Below are 20,304 nucleotides of genomic sequence, written 5' to 3' on the forward strand. Positions count from 1 at the left end.
CAATATGGCGCGTCAAGTCGTGAACGCGCACTGTTGCGCTCCTATAGTCGCCGCATGGATGTTGAGGCAGCGTTGGTCAATAGTCGGCCAACTCTATAAGGAGAGGAGACGATGAAGGCGCATTTCAAGTATTCCACGATTCTTGCTGGCGGCTTGCTGGCAGCCGCTACCTCAGCCGCAATGGCTGAAGAGTCCGTATCAGTTCAGCGCCAGGGCGACATTACGACGATGTGCGGGACCAAGCCGATGGTCGTAGGCCTCTCTGACGGCTACGGTGGCAACACTTGGAGAAAGACCGCCATCGCGGAACTGCAGGACGAAGTCGGTCGCTGCAAGAATCTGAAGCGTTTCATCTACATGAACGCGAATGGAGACCAGCAGAAGGCAAACTCCGACATCAACAGCATGGTCGCTCAGGGGGTGAATGTCCTCATCGTCTACCCGGACTTCGGTGCCGCACAGCTTCCTGCGATGCGCGCGGCGACTCGGGCCGGCGTGACGGTCATCCCGTACATGGCCGAAATCCCGGGCACGCCTGGCAAGGACTATGCGGCGAACGTAAGCGCTGACCTCTTGCGTATTGGTGGGGCATGGGCGGACTGGTTTGGCAAAAACCTGAAGAAGGGCAATGTGGTTTTCCTCGGGGGCATCCCGGGCGCGCCGGCATCTCAGACGTTTCTCGACGGCTTCAAGACACATCTCGCAAAGTATCCAGACCTGAAGTTGGTTCAGAACGACTTTGTCGTGACGAACTGGAACCCTATCGATGCGCCAAAAGCAGTTGAAGGGGTTATCGCTAAATACCAGCATATTGATGGCGTGGCAGCCGATTACGGCGTAACTGCACTCGCGACCGTCAAGACCTTCCAGCAGGCACATCTGCCGATTCCTGCGATTGCGACGGGCTCGAGCAACAACGAGCTCAGCTGCAAGTACACGACCATGAAGGCGGCCGGCAAGCCATTCCCGTACTACTCGCTCGATGGCATGACGTCAGTCATCAGGTTCGCGGCGCGCCGCGGAGTCGCGACGTATCAGGGAACAACCGATAACGAGCCTCTGAAGGTGTTCCCCTACACGTATGCCGACAGTGGTGCCGGAATCACGCCGCAGTGCGACGCCTCGGCTCCTCCTGACGCAGACTTCTCGTCGGTGCTGGCTGTGGACAAGCTCAAAGCGGTATTCAAGCAATAGTCAAACGGTTTCAACGGCATACATCGTGTAATTGATTGTATGCAATGCTTATCGAAATGCAGGTAATTTTTCATACACGAGGAAATGATGGGACACGAATTCAGTCTGGAAGAACGAGTCAAGCGCATCGAAGACATCGAAGCCATCAAGCAACTGAAGGCGACGTACGCGCGTCATCTCGACGACGGATACAACCCCGAAGGAATCGCCTCCCTCTTCGTTGAAGACGGACTCTGGGTTATCAAAGGTGTCGGTGGTGAGGCAAAGGGGCGAAGCGGTATCAAGCAGCATTGCCGCAACCTCAAGGAAGGCATCGCTTGGGGACAGCACAACATCTCGTCGCCCGTCGTCACGCTCAGCGCCGATGGCAAGCGCGCAGACGCGACGTTCTATCTGGTATGTCTGCTTACGATGGCCGCCTCGCCTTCGAAGCCGGAGCAGGAAGCTTTTGTGCTTGCAGGTAAATACAGTGACACGCTCGTGAAGGTGGGTGACCAGTGGTTCTTCGAAGAAATCACCGGGACTATTGACCAGTCGTCACCGTGGACCGAGGGTTGGGTTAAGGCGCCTTTTGTCAAGGAATCGTGGTGACTGGGCCTTAAGGGCATTTTTACAGTGAGCTGCGTCGTTGGCAATGAGAGACCTTTACAAGGCCTCGCTCACTTGCCGATTCGCGCAGCGTTTTCTTTACCGCAACGTAATCGGTGAGATAGTGATGAGCAAGCTACTGAAAAGCTACGATTTGAATGGCACGTTACTGGCCAACCGAGTCCTGATGGCGCCCATGACGCGGTCGCGCGCACGCGATACGGTTCCAGATGCCAGCACCGCGCTGTATTATCGCCAACGAGCAGGGGCAGGACTGATAGTTACAGAAGGGTCTCAGATTTCAATCGAAGGAACTGGCTATCTCTTCACACCTGGTATTCACACACCCGAGCAAATCAAGGGGTGGCAAGAAGTGTCCAAAGGTGTGCATGAGGACGGGGGCAAGATATTCATTCAGATCTGGCACGTCGGCCGCATTTCGCACGTCAGTCTGCAAGAGAACGGTGCCGCGCCCGTCTCATCGGTGGACGCTCCCGCCAATGGTTACACGTGCTTCGCGTACGATGAGCAAGGGCAACCAGGATCAATACCCGTGAGCACACCGCGAGCGTTGACGAAGGAAGACATCGCGCGGGTAACGGAGGACTTCGTCACGGCCGCGAAGAACTCGATGGAAGCGGGATTCGATGGAATTGAAATTCATGGGGCTAACGGCTATCTGTTCGAGCAGTTCATCAATGCCGGTTGTAACACGCGCACGGATGAATACGGTGGAAGCACGATGAACAGACTGCGCTTTGTACTGGACGCCATCGACGCGATGTCCGAAGCTATCGGAAGCAATCGAGTTGGCATCAGATTGGCGCCGTATGGACGCCTTCACGATATGCACAGTTTCGACGACGAAGAAAACACCTGGCTCACGTTGGCGCGAAAGCTCAGCGAGAAAAATCTTGCATATGTCCACCTCAGCGACCAGGAGTCGCTGTGCAACATTGACCCAACAGTGGCTGCCATTCCAAAAGATTTCGTCAGGAAGTTCCGTGACGCTTACACGGGCACGTTGGTGATTGCCGGCTCGCTAACGCAAGAGACCGCGGAGGAGCTCGTAAATTCCGGAGTTGCCGACTTGGCAGGGTTTGGTCGTCCGTTTATTTCGAACCCGGATCTGGTCGAACGCTTCAGGAACGGGTGGCCGCTTACACCGTTTGACCCCGCGCTCTTTTACGGCGGAGGGGACGAGGGATATATTGATTATCCTTCGTACCAGGAAAGCGTCGACAACGAGATGCAAGCAGGCTAAAAGAGCCGCTCGTAGCAAGAAGGTCGGATACTCCATCACCGGGTATCCGACCTTTTCGTTTGCAGCGATTGTGGGGAGGACGGAAGAACTGTCCGCGGAGGCTCCGTTATGCAGCGTGCGTTTATATCAGCTGTCCCGTGGACGGGACTCGACGATACACAGCGCGTGTTGCTTCTCCGGCCGACTTCAGGTCCGGACCAGCCGATACTGCTGTCGTGATACCAAGACGGAGAAGGTCAGTGCAAGTAAAAGTAGACCGGTAGCCGAAACCAGGAAAACCGGCTGTGCGGAAAATCGGTCGATAAACCAAGCCGCGCAAAAAACGCCAAGAGACTGACCGAAGAAAAGGAAGCACGAAAAGAGAGACACCGCGGTACCACGGGCACCTGGTGCCATCTGGGTGGCATGAGTCTGAAGCGTGTTGTGGAGGGCATAAAAGCCGAACCCGGCAATCAGACAGGCTGGAATAGCAAACGGCCAACTGTTTGCCAATGTGAGTCCGCCGTACGAAACTGTAAGACATGCACCACCTAAGCGTGTGAGGTTCGATTCCCCCAACCGTCGGACGAGCAAGCGCGCACAATGGCTGTATAGGAGACCACCAACGCCGTACAGCGCCACGATGCCTCCAGCCTTTGACATTGGTAGATTGAAGGCTGTGTGAAGGTAGCTCGGAATAAACGAGAGGGTGCTGAATGCAAGCGCCCCTTCGATAAATGTCACAACAAGAACCGTTCGAGCCCATGGAATTGACAGCACATCAAACGCACGATGGCCGAAACCTCGGCCTGTCGTCGCTCCGTTGACCGGCTTGTCGGCGCTCTCTCGTAGTACAAAGAGGCCTGCGAGCAAGGAAATCCCAGCCAACAATGCGAAGGAAATGCGCCAGTTGAACATGTCAGCGACGAAAGCGCCCAACCATTGGCCCGCGATCATCCCAAATACAGTAGCACCTAGCAGCCGAGCCAGGATTTCCTGACGCCGGTCGTACGGCACCGTGTCGCCAATCCACGCCATCGTCAGGGGGACAATCCCGGCCGCCGCGGCACCTGATAGCACGCGCGCGATAACCATCTGGTCAAGGTGAATAGAAAAAGCAGCCCCAACGTTCCCGATGGTGCATGCCAAAGTGGCAAGTGCGATGACGCGGACCTTGCCAAATCGGTCTCCCAGTGGCCCGAAGAACAACTGCATTACGCCGTACGCAAGCGCAAATGCCGAGATAGCCTGCGCCGCAACGCCAGTTGTAACTTCAAACGTCGACCGGAACGATGGCAGTAGCGAGTCACACACCCTCATCGATGCCATGCTTGCGAAGCAACACGTGCTCAACAGCCATAAGACTCGCGGTGATAGCCTGCTTTCCATGCTCGAACGTCCTGAGTTTTACATCGAAAGGGAGGGGAGCTCCGGACGAGCGCTTGGGCTATTCGTCTGTGTCTTGCCAGTTCGGAAATCCATGTGGTCGAAGAGTTGTTTTCGACCGTTTTAATTATACATAAGCAAACTGATATGCCATTAGCGAATAATGGTAAATCAGGAAGCGCAGTGTGCTTTGGACGCATTTGGCCTGCGGCCAAGGCGGGACGGGATCCAGCATTGCTCATGCCCCGTTAAATCCGAATAGCTGGACCTATGGCGCGCTGGGGCCATCGAATATGTCGTGCTGAGTCGGGAACGGCTCTTCCTCCTCTCATATATTGGCTGCAAGTCTGATGAAGACGGCTTCATCGAAGGACTTGTGACTCTATAAAGATGAGGAGACGATGAAAAATCTCTATCTGTACTCGATGCGCTCGGTTGCCGCTGGTCTGTTTGCAGCATCAGCGTCCATGCCAGTGATGTCCGCCGAATCGGCTTTGGTAACGAAGCAGGGCGATATCAGTTCTATGTGTGGTACGAAGCCGATGGTCGTCGGACTCTCTGATGGCTATGGTGGCGTCACGTGGCGAAAGACGGCGGCTGCCGAGTTGAAGGATGAAGTCAGTCGCTGCAAGAACTTCAAGAAGTTCATGTACACGAACGCGAACGGAGACCAACAGAAGGCGAATTCCGACATCAACAGTATGGTCGCGCAAGGCGTCAACGTACTTGTTGTCTTCCCGGATTTCGGTGCGGCACAGATTCCCGCCATGCGAGCCGCAACAAAGGCTGGTGTGACAGTAGTCCCTTACCTCGCCAAGATTTCAGGTAACGCCGGGAAAGACTATACAGCCAATGTGACTGAGGACGTCTACCGGATGGGCCAGGTTTGGGCCGACTGGTACGGCCAAAATCTCAAAAAGGGAAATGTCGTATTTCTCGGTGGCGCGCCGGGGGCGATGTCGTCGCAGATATTTCTGGACGGATTCAAGACGCAACTTGCGAAGTATCCCGACCTGAAACTGCTGGACAACAACTTCATCGTAACGAACTGGAATCCGGTTGACGCTCAAAAGGCCGTCTCGGGCCTCATTGCGAAGTATCCGCGCATCGATGGCGTGGCCACGGACTACGGCGTGACCGCGCTTGCCACGGTAAAGGCTTTCGAACAGGCGCATCTGGCCATTCCGGCTATTGCGACCAACGCGAGCAACAACGAGTTGAACTGCAAGTTCCTTGATATGAAGAAGTCAGGAAAGGCATTTCCGTACTTCTCCCTCGACGGAACAACATCCGTCATCAGGTTTGCTGGACGTCGCGGCGTCGCCGACTATCAGGGTACCAGGAACGATGAGCCGCTCGCAGCGTTCCCGGTTCCTTACGCCGACAGCGCCAAGGGAATGGACCCGAAGTGTGACCCCTCGGCTCCGCCCGACGCTGATTTCTCTTCGGCCCTCTCTGTCGAAAAGCTCAAGGCAGTTTTCCAGCAATAGATTCTTCGAGCTGAGTACATCGGCACGCTCACGCGATGTTCATCCGTTAATACGGCTGTCGCCGTCGTCGCTAGTCGGGCCGGTTCCGCTACAGACCGGGTGTGAAACATTGCAACGCACAACTCGCGGTGCTTGAGGCGCTTGCGAACGGAAATATGGAGGCAAGAAATGACTGACTACATCATCATCGGAGCAGGCTCTGCCGGCGCCGTCCTGGCAAATCGACTAAGTGCCGACCCCAGCGTCAACGTGACGCTGCTAGAAGCGGGCGGCTGGGACAAGAGTCCTTTCATCCATATGCCTGCAGGGTACTTTCGGTTGATGCAGACCGGCCAGCTTGACTGGGGCTACACCACCGTGCCGCAAAGGCACATGAATAATCGAGAGATGTTCATCCCTCGCGCCAAGAGCATCGGTGGTTGCACTACGGTCAACGGGATGATTTACACGCGCGGCGACCGGACCGATTATGACCGGTGGCGCGACCTGGGCAACGAAGGTTGGGGCTACGAAGACATTCTCCCGTACTTCAAAAAGTCGGAGACGTGGTCGGGTGGCGAGACCGACGTTCACGGCGGTAGTGGTCCGTTGAAGACAAGCAGGTTTGGCATCCACAACCCGATTTGTCTCGCATTTATTGAGGCGGGAAAGCAGGCTGGGTACAAGTACAACGACGACTTGAACGGAGGCAGCCAGGAAGGCTTCGGCCCGTGCGATAGCACGCTGGCGGATGGCGTTCGGTCCAGCGTAGGCCGTTGCTATATCGCACCGATTCGCGACCGAAAAAATTTCACGGCCATCACGGACACCGTCGTTTCACGCATCCTTTTCGACGGTGACCGGGCAGTCGGCGTCGAGTATCTGGTCGGTAAGAAGCAAAAGAAGGTGTTTGCCTCGCAGGAAGTCATCCTCTGTGGAGGCGCTTTCAACTCGCCGCATCTGCTTCAGATTTCCGGGGTGGGCGACCCCAGCCATCTGCAATCCATCGGCGTGCAGACCGTTCACAAGCTCACAGGAGTCGGCCAGAATTTGCAGGACCATGTCGGATGTGGCCTGAAGCAGAGGATTACGCAACCACTGTCGCTCCTCAAGCACCTCAACATTTTGAACTCGGCTTCGGCGGTCGCCAAGTACATGGCGACGAAGACAGGACCCGCAGCCTACCACGGCGTCGAGGCCTTGGCTTTCGTAAAGACTCGTGCGGACGTGGTTGCCCCGGACATTCAGTTCCACCTGAATATGGTCATGTACGAAGACCATGGCCGGAAGATTTTCCACGAAGAAGGGGTGATGCCGTACTTCAACATCTCGCGCCCGCAAAGTCGTGGCACGGTGATGGCTCGCTCCGCAGACCCCTTGGCGTTGCCCGAAATCGACCCGAACTTCTTCGCTGTACCTGATGACATCCGTGTGATGCGTGATGGCCTGCGTATCTCGCGTGAGTTGATGAGTCAGAAGGCATTTGACCCGTATCGAGGCGAAGAGTTTGGCCCGGGCAAGGAAGTGACGTCGGACAGGGATTTGGACGAATACCTCAAGAACAAGAGCGAAAGCGTCTATCACCCGGTTGGAACTTGCAAGATGGGTTCGGACGAGGACGCCGTGGTCGATTCACGTTTGCGTGTGCGTGGCCTGCGCGGGCTGCGTGTCGTCGATGCTTCCATCATGCCAACGCTCACGAGTGGCAACACCAACGCGCCGACCATCATGATTGCGGAAAAGGCCGCGGACATGATTCTCTTCGACGCCACTGCTAACGGAATTGGCGCCGGCGCGAAGACCAACCAGCAGGTCGAACATCTCGGTATCTAACGCCACGCGCTGCAGCAGGTTCCGGTAGCGACTCCCTTCAGGGGCGCAATTGGGGCTGTCGCAGCACGCGTTGGCACGGTTCAATGAACAAACAGTCACATGGAAGACTTATGACCTCATCAATCGCAGTTTTCGACACTTCCGGACAAATCTCCGAGACCACGAAGCGGTTTCTGGGCAAGAAGCATCGTCTGTTCATCGGTGGTGAGTGGGTTACCGCGTCGTCTGGCGCGACCCGTGAAGTCCTTGACCCCGCAACCGGCGCCACGATTTCAACGATGGCAAACGGCGACGCCAAGGACGTTGACCTCGCAGTAAAGGCTGCACGCGAAGCGTTCGAACACGGTCCTTGGCGCAGCATGTCGACGAGCGAGCGCGCGAAGATTATCTGGAATATCGGCGCCCTCATCGACGAGCACGCCGAGGAACTCGCGCAACTGGAGGTGCTCGATGAAGGCTCGCCGTACAACGTCGTGAAGAATTTCTATGTTCGACTTGGGGCGGAGCACTTCCGCTACTACTCGGGTTGGGCGACGAAAATCACTGGAAGTACGGTGCCGGTGAACATGCCGGGCGAATGGCACGCATATACGGTCCGTGAGCCAATTGGCGTAGTGGGACAAATCATTCCATGGAATGTACCGCTGCTCATGGCAGCGTGGAAACTGGCGCCGGCTCTGGCGGCAGGTTGTACCATCGTACTCAAGCCGGCCGAAGACACACCGTTGACGGCGCTGCGCATCGCCGAGTTGTGTCAGCAGGCTGGCCTGCCGCCCGGTGTGCTGAACGTCGTGACGGGAGATGGTAAAGCAGGCGCTGCACTCGTGGAGCATCCGGACGTAGACAAGGTGGCTTTTACTGGGAGCACGGAAACCGGAAAAGCTATCGTTCGTGCCGCAGCAGGAAACCTCAAGCGAGTAACACTTGAGCTCGGTGGCAAGAGTCCGGTGTTTGTTTTCCCGGATGCAGATCTTTCCCGTGCGATTCCCGGTGTCGCTGAAGCAGTCCTGCTAAACAGCGGACAGGCCTGTACAGCAGGCTCGAGACTTTACATCCATGAAGATATCTACGACAAGGTCGTCGTGGGTGTTGCGGAGTACGCTAACTCGCTCAAACTCGGTCATGGACTCGACCCTTCAACGAATCTGGGCCCGCTAATTTCCGACCGCCAGCTGTCGCGCGTCTCCCAGATTCTTCAGACCGGTATCGACGAAGGTGCAAAGGTTTTCGCAGGCGGCGGCAGGCCTGAAGGGGCGGGATTTTTCCTCCGGCCAACTGTTCTCACAAATGTGCAGCCAGGGATGGCCATCTATCAGCAGGAAATCTTTGGCCCTGTTATTTCGGCAATGAAGATGAACAGCGACAATCTCGACGCGCTCGTACGCGAAGCGAATAACACCACTTACGGTCTCGCAGCGAGCGTCTGGACACGAGACATCAGCCTGGCTCACAAGCTTGCAGCGCGGATTCGCGCGGGCGTCGTCTGGGTTAACAACCATAACCAGACCGACGCGGCACTGCCGTTTGGTGGATACAAGCAATCTGGATGGGGGCGTGAGATGGGGCTCTGTGGAATTGAGACCTATACCGAGCTCAAATCTGTTGGTGTCTACCTGGGATAGAAGCTCGACTGCATCGGTTCCTTTGATGTCCGACGGGCTTTTGGCTTCTTCGTTCATCGGCATCAAAGGAGGTCTACTGCTCATTAGCTGTGTCGATATCCAGGAGACTTGTAGATGGAAGGGCTCAGCGATAAGACCATCGTCGTAACCGGCGGGGCTGGCGGCATTGGCCTCGCGACGGTTCAGCGATTGGTGACAGCGGGTAGTCGGGTAGTTATTGCGGACCTGGTCTCAAGCAACGGCGAAAGCATCGCAACGGAATTAAATGAGGGCCGGGGGATGGTCCACTTTATGCCAGTCGATGTGACGAGCGTGGCATCGTTGACGAAGGTAGCCGATGAGGTTGTGACGCGGTTTGGCGCTATTGACGGCGTTGTCGCGAATGCTGGCATTGCTGTCATGTCCGAGGCGTTCGCTTACAACGAAGCCTCGTGGCGACAGACGATGGGCGTTAATCTTGATGGCGCATTTTTCACAGCTCAGTCGTTTGCACGACACATGCGTGGTCGGGGCGGAAGTGTTGTTCTGATTTCCTCTATCGCGGCGCGTTCCGTTGTGCAACCTGAAAAATGTGCTGCCTATGGCGCGACCAAAGCGGCTGTCGAGCACCTTGCCGCGTTGCTCGGTGTTGAATGGGCACGCGATGGCATACGCGTCAACGCCGTCGGTCCCGGGCGAACCGAAACCCCAATGATTGAACGTATTGCGAAGGAGTCACCTGAGATGGTGGCTACATGGATGGAACAGGTGCCTATTGGTAGGTTGATTCGGCCAGAAGAGGTTGCCAATGCCGTCGCGTTTTTCCTCTCGGATTTATCGAGTGGATGCAACGGAACCACGTTGATGGTAGACGGTGGGTACGACAAGACCTGAGAGGTGATGTTCGTTCAGTGCCGTACTCCTGCGGCACTTTCATGGCGTCCGTCCTCGAGCGGATGCCATTTTTTTGTCTCCAACGCCATCACAACCGGAAGTGCTCGCTCCCGTTTCGGTACCGCACGTACAGCCATGGCTCATGCGACACGGCGCTTGACCAAAGTGTTGGGCGCGACCCCGTACGTTTTTTTGAATGCTCTGCTGAAGTGCGAGAAGTCGCTAAACCCGCAAGCAACGGCAACATCGGCGATATGCTGGGAACGACCTTCGGTGAGCGAGGTGTGACTCGCTTCGAGTCGCTTTTGCCACAGCCAGCGCGCAGCTGTCGTTCCGTGCGCTGCAAATATTCTGTTCAGCGTTCTTCGTGACACGCCTATCGCATTCGAAACCATTTCCACATCCAGCTCTGAGTCGCCAAGATTCGCCTCAATATACGTCTTCGCGCGTTGCAGCACGTCACCATGACGCTCGAGTGCGCCTTTCGTATCTCGAAACTCCGTTTCGACGGCGGCTGCGAAGATGTCAATTATTGAAGCGGCGAGCTTCGAGGCAGCACACGGTTCGAGTTCGGCGTCGACATTTGCGGCCCCACGAATAACTGCACCTGCAAGTGCACCCATCGTAGATTGACCGTTAAGCGCGATGGCTGTCATACGCTCAGCATCAGACAGGCGACAGAGCATTTGCCTGCGAGGAATCTTCAGCAGGATTATCCGATAGTCGGACGAGAAGTTGTATTTAAAGGCTCGGGCCGTGTCGTAAAGCACGATATCACCGACGTTTTGCTTCGTTTGGCGTCCACTCTGCTCAAGCGAAGCGCTCCCCTGCACCAGGAGGCTTGCAAGGAACTCGTCGCTCGGGGTGCGACTGAGGTCGGTTGTGGTCCTGACGTATTGCAAGCCGGGAGCAGCAATATCCCCTACGCCAATTGTAGCGATTGGTTTCTGGGTGACTCGGGCGCGGAATACGTCCTCTGCGTTCTCGAACGACGGCAGGTCAACGTGACAGTACAGACGGCAGATGACGTCATGGTAATAGGCCAGTCGTTCGCGGGCCATCACTGCAGATGTGTCGAACTGTTCAATCATAACTTTGCCTATCCGTGACGACGTTTTCGACCTACTACGGTACCAAACTTGTACATATACAAAGTAACTTGAAATTATTGAATTTCATATGGGAGCAAACCCGGACTGAATTCGTAGTGAAATGTTTGCTTAAATCACCTCGAAGGGCCGTTTGCATGGGCTTACCAGCCGAATCACGGATCTCTTCCGGGAGCCGTCGAATCGTTCACGCCAGACCCTTTCGGACGGGCCGTCACCAAAACCTTCGCTGATCACCTGGCGCATTCGGTCCAGTGAATCTGTCGTGTTTAGTCGCGAAGGGTCAACTGAGGTCTCATATATTCGTCGCAAAGAGACCGAGAATCCGAGCAAGCAGGGTTCCGTCTCGCACACATAAGGAGACGAAAATGCGACCCCTCATCAATTTGCGGTGTGAGTTGACGATTTCATGCCTCGTGATCGAAGCAATGTCGAAGTCGCTCGTAGGCGACAGTCACGCCCCACATCTCGCATTTACTTCTTGGTTCTGAGAAGACATCAATTTTTTGCGTGGCCTGACAGTGGAAGCGGATGTCGCCAGTGATATTGCTTCATTTCATGACGCGTTCGTCGCTGAAGCATTGTCATGAAGCTGCAGCATGCAATTCACCAGTTCCAAAGAACCTGTATCGCTATTCCGACAAGGAGACAACCATGGAAGGGTCCCGATTCAGTCATGAGCAGCGTCTCGCTCGACTCGAAGACATTGAAGCCATCAAGTATCTGAAAGCGCAATATGCAGAGCACCTTGACGATGGCTACAACCCCGACGGCGTCGCATCGCTCTTTGTAGACGACGGCCTCTGGCTCATCAAGGGCGTCGGCGGCGAGGCCAGAGGCAAGGAGGCCATCAGGCAACACTGTCGCAACCTCTCGTCAAACATCACGTGGGCGCTGCACAACATAGTGTCGCCCGCGGTCAACGTTGACGACGACGGACAACGCGCGACTGCAACGTTCTATCTGGTGTGCTTTGTGACCATGGCGCCCAGCGAACAGTCGCCGCAAGGCGAGGCGGTATTCATTGCAGGCAAGTACAAGGACACGCTCGTGAAAGTCGACGGCAAGTGGTACTTCGAGGAAATCACGGGCGTGGTTCAGCAGTCGTCCCCCTGGACGGATGGGTGGGTAAAGAATCCATTCGTGAAAGAGAGCTGGTAACCAGTGGGTTACTTTTCCCCATGCCCTGTTGCCGGTTGCTGTCCGGCAGCCGGCGCTGCTTGTCCCGCCAGTAGTCTGGGACGACGTAAGAAGAGTCAAGACATTTAACCAAAGTGAACGAAGGAAATGTGATGAGCCCGCTACTTGAAGCCTACGACTTGGTTGGTATCCCGCTGACGAACCGCATCGTCATGGCACCGATGACGCGATGCCGTGCGAAAAACACGGTGCCTGACGCACAGACGGTCCTGTATTACCGACAACGAGCCGGGGCAGGGTTGATTATCAGCGAGGGCTCGCAGATTTCGGCTGAGGGCACGGGCTACCTGTACACGCCGGGCATTTACACACCCGAGCAGGTGAACGGCTGGAAGCAGGTCACGAAGGCCGTGCACGAAGAGGATGGAAAGATGTTCATCCAGCTTTGGCACGTTGGTCGTATGTCGCATGTCAGTTTGCAGGAGAACGGAGCACTTCCAGTTTCGTCGGTCTCGGTCGCAGCGGGCAACAGCAACTGCTATGCATACAGCGAGAGCGGTGAGCCGGGCCCAATTCAGGCCAGTGTGCCTCGCGCACTCGAAACGAGCGAAATTGCGCGTATTACCTCGGACTTTGTAACTGCGGGCGTCCAGTCGATGCGAGCCGGCTTTGACGGCGTAGAGGTTCACGGCGCAAACGGCTACATCTTCGACCAGTTCACCAACGGCGCGCTCAACACGCGCGCTGACGAGTACGGCGGCAGCACAATGAACCGTCTTCGTTTCACATTGGAGACAGTCGATGCTCTCGCGAATGAAATTGGCAGTACGCGAGTGGGCATCCGCCTGTCACCGTTCGGGCGGCTGTACGACATGCAGCCATTCGAAGATGAAGCGAACACCTGGCTGACGCTGGCAAACGAACTGAGCAAGCGGAACCTCGCGTATGTACACCTCAGCGACCAGACAGCGTTCATCGGCGTCGGAATTAGCAGGGAGTTTCTCGGAAAATTCCGCGACGCCTACAAAGGTACCTTGATTCTCACAGGTGCCCTCGACCAGGATGCGGGCGAAGAACTCGTTGAACTGGGACTGACGGACCTCGCCGGCTACGGGCGACCGTACGTGTCGAACCCCGACCTTGTCGAGCGCTTCCGTAACGGATGGCCCCTCAGTCCGGTCGACATGCCGACGCTCTATACCGGCGACGAAAAAGGATATGCCGACTACCCCGCGTACTCGAAACAGCTCGAGTCGGTTGACGTCGATTCGGACTGACCGGTACCCCTGTAAAAAATAATTCAGACAGCAGACGGACCGAGAGCCTGGTGGGTCGGCGTAGATGTTCCCGTAAGTATCAAGTGCGCAGCACGAGATTCACATTGCGGCAATTCAGGTAGGCAGGAGACGAAAATGGAACGAAAGATAGCACTGCAGGTTGACCATGTGACGAAGGTCTTCCCAGGTGTCAAAGCTCTGGACGATGTCACGTTTGAAGTCGCCGTCGGCGAAGTACACGGATTGGTCGGCGAAAACGGCGCCGGGAAATCAACGCTGATGGCGGTTGCATCGGGCGCCTTGGTCCCAGAAGAAGGACGGGTAGTCATCAACGGAGTTGAGACCAAGGGCGACACTGAGAAAGCACGTGCGCTCGGGCTTGCCATCGTTCGCCAAGAGCCAGCCTTGATGCCCGATTTGACAGTCGCCGAAAATCTGTACCTCGGCGTATCGGAAGCGCAGCGCCCATCTCTTATGCGCACGACATCATGGGCGCAACGTCTTCTGCAGCAATGGAGCGATGACGTTGCCATTGACGCGTCGGAACGGGTGGTCAGCCTGAATCCGGAGCAGCGATTCATCGTCGAAATTGTCAAGGCGCTCGCGACAAAGCCGAAGGTCCTGGTTCTCGACGAGCCTACGGAGCACCTTCTCGCAGAAGACGTCGAGCGTCTGTTTGAGCGTATTCGAAAGGTGACGGCAGGTGGCTGCGCTGTTGTCTACATCTCGCACCGGATTCGCGAGGTACAGCAGATTGCAGACCGCCTCACTGTACTTCGTGATGGGCAGGGACAAGGCACCTACGATGCCTCGAATCTGAGCGAGCAGCAGATTGTCGAGCTCATCGTCGGCGGTGCGCTCGACCGCGAGTTTCCTCCGAAGTCTGCCGCCCGTCGGGCCGAGGTCGTGCTGGATGTTGTCGGCTTGAGAGGCACCGGATTCTCGGACATATCCTTGCAGGTCAAGAAAGGCGAAATTGTTGGACTCGCCGGCATTGACGGTAACGGCCAGCGTGAATTCATGCGTGCGCTCGCGGGGTTGAACAAGAGCAAGGGAAGCGTGACCGTCAACGGCAAGGGTGCGTCGCTCAAACACTCCCAAGCCGCAACGCGCAGCGATGTGCGCTATCTGCCAGGTGACCGTCATCGCGAGGGTATCTTCGGCGATCTTTCGGTCCGCGAGAATTTCTCCCTACGTAGCCTGTCATTTGACACGGTGCGAGGCCTTGTGCGTCCGAAGAGTGAAGGGCGTCGAGCAGGGGAGGCCGTTTCAAGCTTCGCCGTCAAGACACCTACCATTGAGACACTCATCCGCTCGCTCTCCGGGGGCAATCAACAGAAGCTGGTTCTGTCCAGCGTGCTCGCGAGTAAGCCGAAGGTGCTGCTCGTGGACGAGCCGACCCAAGGGGTGGACATCGGTGCGAGGATGGAGATTTATAAGGTACTCCGTGAAGCGGCAACTGCTGGTACGGCTGTCATTGTCGTATCGTCAGACTCGCTTGAAGTCGCCGGACTGTGCGACCGCGTTCTGATTTTCTCGCGTGGGCACATCGTGAAGGAATTGCGCGATGACGCTGTGAGCGAAAACAACATCACGTCGGCGGTTTTGACCGCGACCACGGAACGGGAAAGAGGGTCGGCCAGCATTTCGGGTTTCTGGAAATGGGCGGCGGGGGACTGGGCACCGCTTGTGATGCTTGCACTCGTGATATCCGTGCTCGGAATTTATGCGACGCACGTCAACGAGACCTACCTTTCCACCCGCAATCTCAGCGGGATGCTCGCGCTTGTCGCCACACTGGCAATCGTCTCTTACGGGCAGCAGGCTCTGATGCTTGTTGGAGGTATCGACCTGTCGGTCGGCCCCTTGATGGGATTAATGGTCGTCATCCAGTCGTTCTTCCTGAACGATGGCGGAACGCTTGGCCATCAAGTGGAGGGGTGGTTGATTGTCTTTGCTGTGGCTGTAGTCGTCGGGTTCATTAATTGGCTCCTTGTCGACCCATTCCGTCTTCATCCGATGGTCGCGACGCTAGCCACTTATATGGCTCTCCAGGCGGTCTCACTACTCTTGCGTCCTATCCCAGGTGGTCTTATCGCGGACTCCATCGTTGACGGGATTGGCACGCAGTTGGGATTCGTCCCCGTCATTGCGATTCTCGCCGCCATCATCGCGCTGGCATTCGAGTTCGGGCTCTTTCGAACGAGGCTTGGTCTGGCCTTCCGCGGAGTGGGGTCTCGTGCAGAAGCGGCACGGATGGCTGGGGTCCACCCCCATCTGACGTTGCTTACCGCCTACGTTGGCTGTTCTCTGCTTGCGGGCATTGCTGCAATCCCAATGATGGCCCAGGTCGGCTCAGGCGACCCGAGCGCGGGCGTCAACTACACGCTTGCAAGCGTGGCGGCAGTAGTCATTGGCGGTGCGAGTCTGTTCGGAGGTCGTGGCTCGTTTGTAGGTGCACTGCTAGGCGCACTGCTTATCACGCAGGTCAACGTCGTCACCTCGTTCCTTGACCTCGGCGATTCATGGCAGTCGTATCTGTTGGGCGGGATGATTCTCGCGTCGGTGGCCCTTTATTCCAAGAGCAGAGAAATGGCGGTGGCAAAATGAGAAACGTATCGACTCAGAGTCGCGCAGAGGCGGCTCACCTTCCCCGTCCGTCGACGCAGATGCCGCGTCCAAAGGCAATTCCTGCCATGGGAGAGTTCTCATGGATTTGGATTGGACTGGTTCTTCTCTTTGTAATCAGCGCGGTGGTGGCGCCCGGCACCATGACGCGGGGTTCTATCCTGGCGATGTTGCCGTTCGCAGGGATTTTGGCAATTGTCGCCACAGGCCAAACGCTTGTCATCCAGCAGCGTGGTCTCGACATGTCGGCCATTGGCATGGTGTCTCTCGCGGGTGTCCTGATGGCAAGGACGGGCTTCGGATTCGATTCGATAGTTCTCGCGGCAGTATTTACGGTATGCGTTGGAGCAGTCGTCGGGATGCTCAATGGTGCGCTGGTTTCGCGGTTGGCCATAACACCGCTCGTTGCGACGCTTGCCGTGAACGCGCTCCTCATAGGTGCCGTCCGTTCACTCACAGGCAACGTCCCGGTCAACGTTCCGCCCATCATGCAGACCATCTCGCATGCCCAGTTCCTGGGGCTGCCTGCGAATGTGCTCTTCGCGTTCGTCTTCGTGGTCACTGCGTGGGTCATCACTCGTAAGACCGCCGTCGGGCGACGATTCGTGGCCGTCGGTGTCAACCCTCGCGCTGCAGATGCTGCGGGCGTGCGTGTGCTCAAGTACCAGATTGGCGCGTATGTAGCTTCGGCAGTGTGTTTTTCAGCTGCCGGAATGCTGCTTGCCGGATTTATCGGTAGCGCTTCGCAGTCTTCGGGTAACGACTACCTGATGCCCGCCATCGCAGCTGTCGTTGTGGGTGGTACGCCGTTTACGGGAGGCAAGGGTAGCGTGATTGCGAGTGCAGTAGCCGCACTTTTCATGGCGCAGTTAGGCCAGATGGTGTTGGCGCTTGGTGCGGGCACGTCAGTTCAGCTCCTTGTTCAGGCCTGCGCGATTCTGCTCGCAACCACCGTCCGTTATTTACCGACGGCTCTGCGAACATTCCGCACCATCAAGAACTAAGAGTGACTAGCGCGCCCGCCCGCTAGGTCGTGGCGCGCGATAAGGCTGTGAAGTTGAGTTAGCGCGTCGGTTGCACCGTCTCATCAAGAAGGCGGAAGCAATCATTGGAGATTTTTACGTTAAGGATGACGAAATGATTAAGAAAGTTATTTTCGGCGCTCTTTTGACAGCCGGAGTTTGCAATGCCTATGCGCAAAGCAGCGTAACTCTGTATGGTCGTATCGCATCGGGGCTTGATGTTGTGACAAACGTTGCCACCCCCGATGGGCAATCCAAGAACAACTACCGCTTCGGTAGCAACCAGTACGGTATAAGCTGGTGGGGGCTGAAGGGCGACGAAGACCTTGGTGGCGGTTACCATGCTGTTTTCAACCTTGAAAGCATGTTCACTGCGGGTACTGGCTCACTTCCAAGTGACAGTCTTTTCAATCGTTACGCTTATGTCGGATTGTCGAACGAAATATACGGTGCGTTGTGGGCAGGTCGCGTGATGAGTCTCACGGACGAGACGGGATACTATCTCGACCCGTTCGGAGAGCAGGCAACGGGCATCGCTAACTTTGCGAAGGGTCGAGCCTGGGGCTCGCGAGCAAACACGCTGACCTACAACTCGCCGAAATGGGCAGGCTTCTCGTTCCGCCTGCAAAACGGCTTCGGAAACGAAGCTGGAAATTTCCGGGGCGGCCGGCAATTCAGTGCCAGCGCGACATACTCAATCGGCGGGTTCAATGGTTACGGCGTCTATGAGGAAATTCGAGACGCTAACGGCAAGTTCTCGAGCCTGTACAACGCGTCGCGCGAATACATGGTCGGTGCGACTTATCAGTTCAGTGCGTTGAAGTTCTACACGGGCTACCAGCAACTCGTCGCGTCTGGGCAAGACACGATTATCGACCCGACCAATCCGGTCGGTGCGACGCGGAACCAGCAAGAATGGTTCGGTGCAACCTATCAGGTCAATGCCGCGCTGGCGTTTCAGGCCGCCTGGTTCCACGGAAACGTGAACCACGGCGGGGGCAGCGGAAATCTGGGCGTTATTGGCACGACGTACAACCTGTCCAAGCGTACTTTCGTGTACGCCACGTTCGGCGCAATGTTCAATGGGGGAAATGCCAACTTCCCCGTTGAAACGGCAGATTCGTTGCCGCTGCCGGGTCACCACCAGCAGGGCGGCTACTTCGGGATGATGCATTACTTCTGAGCGCGGAAGTGGCGGGCAGCGCAGCTGTTTGTGTGCGCTGTCTGTCGCTGGTCGTCCGAGGGCGACGCTCTGCGCCCGGAGGGGCAAACGGCGGCGACCTAGGTAGAAACGAGAATTATATATATGCGAATCACGGCGTTAATATGTAATTAACGAAGGCGGCGTGCTGTGTTGCAGTTGGCTTCGGAGTGTTGTGGTGGCCCCGATTCGATGCAACCGCGCATCGGAACCGGTGGCTCCACGAGGAAAACAACTGCACTGTGGAGTCCACTGATGACAACGCCGAGCTCGGTTCGCACGGTCCCCGTAACGCCAAGCCATATTCCTGACGAAACTGCGGACGACCGTCTTTTTCGCAAGGTAACGCTCCGAATCATCCCCTTTTTATTTTTCTGCTACGTCATCGCGATTTTGGACCGCAATAACATCGGTTTCGCGCAGTTGCAGATGAAGCATGACCTGTCACTGACCGACGCGATGTACAGCCTTGGCGCGGTATTCTTCTTCTGTGGTTACGTGCTTTTTGAAGTGCCCAGTAACGTGCTTCTTCATCGGTTCGGTGCCAGAAAGACGTTTTCCCGCATCATGCTGTTGTGGGGCACGGCGTCCGTGCTGATGGTATTTGTCTCGAGCACTTCGCAGTTTTATGTGCTCCGGTTTCTGCTCGGGGTGTTCGAAGCCGGGTTTTTTCCGGGCATCGTCTTCTACCTGACCTTCTGGTTCCCGGCGCGTCGTCGTGCTGGTGCGCTTTCGATTTTCTACGCGGGCGTCGCTGTTGCTGGCGTACTCGGCGGCTTGGTGTCGGGCGGGATTATGCGCGGCATGGATGGCGTTGCCGGGATTCACGGCTGGCAGTGGATGCTTGCGATTGAAGGGGCACCCGCCATTCTGCTCGGCGCCATTGCGTTTTTCTATCTCAAGGACAACCCGTCAGCAGCATCGTGGCTTTCCATAATCGAGAAGCGCCGTCTGTCGGATGTGCTGGCGCGCGAAGACAAGCCGAGCGGGCATAGCCATTCTCTGCTTTCGGCTTTGGGTAACCCTTACGTGTACCTGTTTGCCTTCGTCTACTTCTGTCTGACGTCTGCCATCCTGTTGCTGCTGTTCTGGATGCCGGCGATGATTAAGGAGTTTGGGGTTCAGGACATCGTTCAAATCAGCCTCTATTCGGCGATTCCGAACGCAATCGGTGCGGTAGGTGTCATCCTTATCGCCCGTCATTCTGACCGGCGAAACGAGCGGAAGTGGCACTTCATCTTGTGCGCGGTCGGAGCTGCAGTAGCGCTCTCATTGCTGACAACACACGGTATCGGCTTCAGCGTGTCGATGGCGTTACTGACCATCGCTGCCGTACTCGTGTATGCCGCACACCCAATCTTCTGGTCGGTTCCCGCAACATTCTTCCGCGGCCCGAATGCAGCTGCGAGCATTGCGCTGGTGAGCAGTATTGGGGTGTCGAGTGGAACGATTACGCCTTATCTCATCGGGCTAATCAAGACGTACACCGGTAGCATGAGTAGCGCTTTCTACTTCATTGCTGTCATGCTGGCAATTGCCTGCGTTGCGATGAGCTATGCACTACGGTCCGAGCAGGCGCGCCGGCTGCAGGAATCCTAAACTGGGTGCAGTAAAAACCTGGCGGGCCCCGATAACATCGGGGCCCGCTTTTTCATTCGGGATAAGAGGTTCTATTCGACGAAGAAACCGGTGAGGTCAGCGAGCTACGACTTTGGAACG

General features: G+C 56.5%; 15 protein-coding genes. 13 read left to right on the top strand and 2 right to left on the bottom strand.

The features are described from left to right. The first annotated feature begins 111 nt into the window (after positions 1-111). From C2L64_RS49135 to C2L64_RS49145, 3 genes are all read left to right on the top strand, one after another. A complete protein-coding gene (locus C2L64_RS49135; RefSeq protein ID WP_090836475.1) occupies positions 112-1,194 on the top strand; it encodes a substrate-binding domain-containing protein in 1,083 nt (360 codons plus the stop codon). Positions 1,195-1,281: 87 nt separating this feature from the next. After that, entirely contained in the window at positions 1,282-1,785 is a 504-nt protein-coding gene (locus C2L64_RS49140; RefSeq protein ID WP_090836647.1) for a nuclear transport factor 2 family protein, read from the top strand. Positions 1,786-1,909: 124 nt separating this feature from the next. Then, a complete protein-coding gene (locus C2L64_RS49145; protein WP_090836649.1) occupies positions 1,910-3,046 on the top strand; it encodes an alkene reductase in 1,137 nt (378 codons plus the stop codon). A gap of 186 nt (positions 3,047-3,232) precedes the next feature. On the opposite strand, the gene C2L64_RS49150 is transcribed toward C2L64_RS49145, so the two are convergent. Next, a complete protein-coding gene (locus C2L64_RS49150; RefSeq protein ID WP_090836476.1) occupies positions 3,233-4,414 on the bottom strand; it encodes an MFS transporter in 1,182 nt (393 codons plus the stop codon). Between the two features lie 398 nt (positions 4,415-4,812). On the opposite strand from C2L64_RS49150, the gene C2L64_RS49155 reads away from it, so the two are divergent. The 4 genes from C2L64_RS49155 to C2L64_RS49170 all read left to right on the top strand — a co-directional run bounded on the left by C2L64_RS49155 (position 4,813) and on the right by C2L64_RS49170 (position 10,208). Next, on the top strand, positions 4,813-5,901 hold the full coding sequence (locus C2L64_RS49155) for a substrate-binding domain-containing protein (protein WP_090836478.1): 1,089 nt from the start codon (positions 4,813-4,815) through the stop codon (positions 5,899-5,901). A 168-nt stretch (positions 5,902-6,069) separates the two neighbouring features. After that, entirely contained in the window at positions 6,070-7,713 is a 1,644-nt protein-coding gene (locus tag C2L64_RS49160; RefSeq protein ID WP_090836651.1) for a GMC family oxidoreductase, read from the top strand. 110 nt (positions 7,714-7,823) lie between these two features. Further along, a complete protein-coding gene (locus C2L64_RS49165; protein ID WP_090836481.1) occupies positions 7,824-9,335 on the top strand; it encodes an aldehyde dehydrogenase family protein in 1,512 nt (503 codons plus the stop codon). A gap of 114 nt (positions 9,336-9,449) precedes the next feature. After that, positions 9,450-10,208, top strand: coding sequence for an SDR family NAD(P)-dependent oxidoreductase (locus tag C2L64_RS49170; protein ID WP_090836484.1), 759 nt, complete (start codon positions 9,450-9,452; stop codon positions 10,206-10,208). Positions 10,209-10,348: 140 nt separating this feature from the next. Here the strand turns inward: C2L64_RS49170 and C2L64_RS49175 are convergent, their stop codons facing one another. Beyond that, positions 10,349-11,299 carry a helix-turn-helix domain-containing protein gene (locus C2L64_RS49175; protein ID WP_090836486.1) on the bottom strand — a complete coding sequence of 317 codons (951 nt, stop codon included), beginning with the start codon at positions 11,297-11,299 and terminating at the stop codon, positions 10,349-10,351. Positions 11,300-11,971: 672 nt separating this feature from the next. Here C2L64_RS49175 and C2L64_RS49180 point away from each other — a divergent pair. The 6 genes from C2L64_RS49180 (at position 11,972) to C2L64_RS49205 (ending at position 20,184) form a co-directional block, all read left to right on the top strand. After that, the gene (locus C2L64_RS49180; protein ID WP_090836653.1) at positions 11,972-12,478 is read left to right on the top strand and encodes a nuclear transport factor 2 family protein; all 507 of its coding nucleotides are present in this window, start codon (positions 11,972-11,974) and stop codon (positions 12,476-12,478) included. A gap of 131 nt (positions 12,479-12,609) precedes the next feature. Next, positions 12,610-13,734 carry an alkene reductase gene (locus C2L64_RS49185; RefSeq protein ID WP_090836488.1) on the top strand — a complete coding sequence of 375 codons (1,125 nt, stop codon included), beginning with the start codon at positions 12,610-12,612 and terminating at the stop codon, positions 13,732-13,734. Positions 13,735-13,869: 135 nt separating this feature from the next. Continuing rightward, entirely contained in the window at positions 13,870-16,344 is a 2,475-nt protein-coding gene (locus C2L64_RS49190; protein ID WP_090836490.1) for an ATP-binding cassette domain-containing protein, read from the top strand. 86 nt (positions 16,345-16,430) lie between these two features. Then, positions 16,431-17,366, top strand: coding sequence for an ABC transporter permease (locus C2L64_RS49195; RefSeq protein WP_244144602.1), 936 nt, complete (start codon positions 16,431-16,433; stop codon positions 17,364-17,366). Positions 17,367-17,499: 133 nt separating this feature from the next. Further along, positions 17,500-18,567, top strand: a complete 1,068-nt coding sequence (locus C2L64_RS49200) for a porin (protein WP_090836654.1) — start codon at positions 17,500-17,502, stop codon at positions 18,565-18,567. Positions 18,568-18,840: 273 nt separating this feature from the next. Then, positions 18,841-20,184 (top strand): MFS transporter, encoded by a 1,344-nt coding sequence (locus tag C2L64_RS49205; RefSeq protein ID WP_090836494.1) that lies wholly within the window; start codon positions 18,841-18,843, stop codon positions 20,182-20,184. The last annotated feature ends 120 nt before the right edge of the window (positions 20,185-20,304 follow it).

It is taken from the genome of Paraburkholderia hospita, assembly GCF_002902965.1.
GTDB classification, from domain to species: domain Bacteria; phylum Pseudomonadota; class Gammaproteobacteria; order Burkholderiales; family Burkholderiaceae; genus Paraburkholderia; species Paraburkholderia hospita.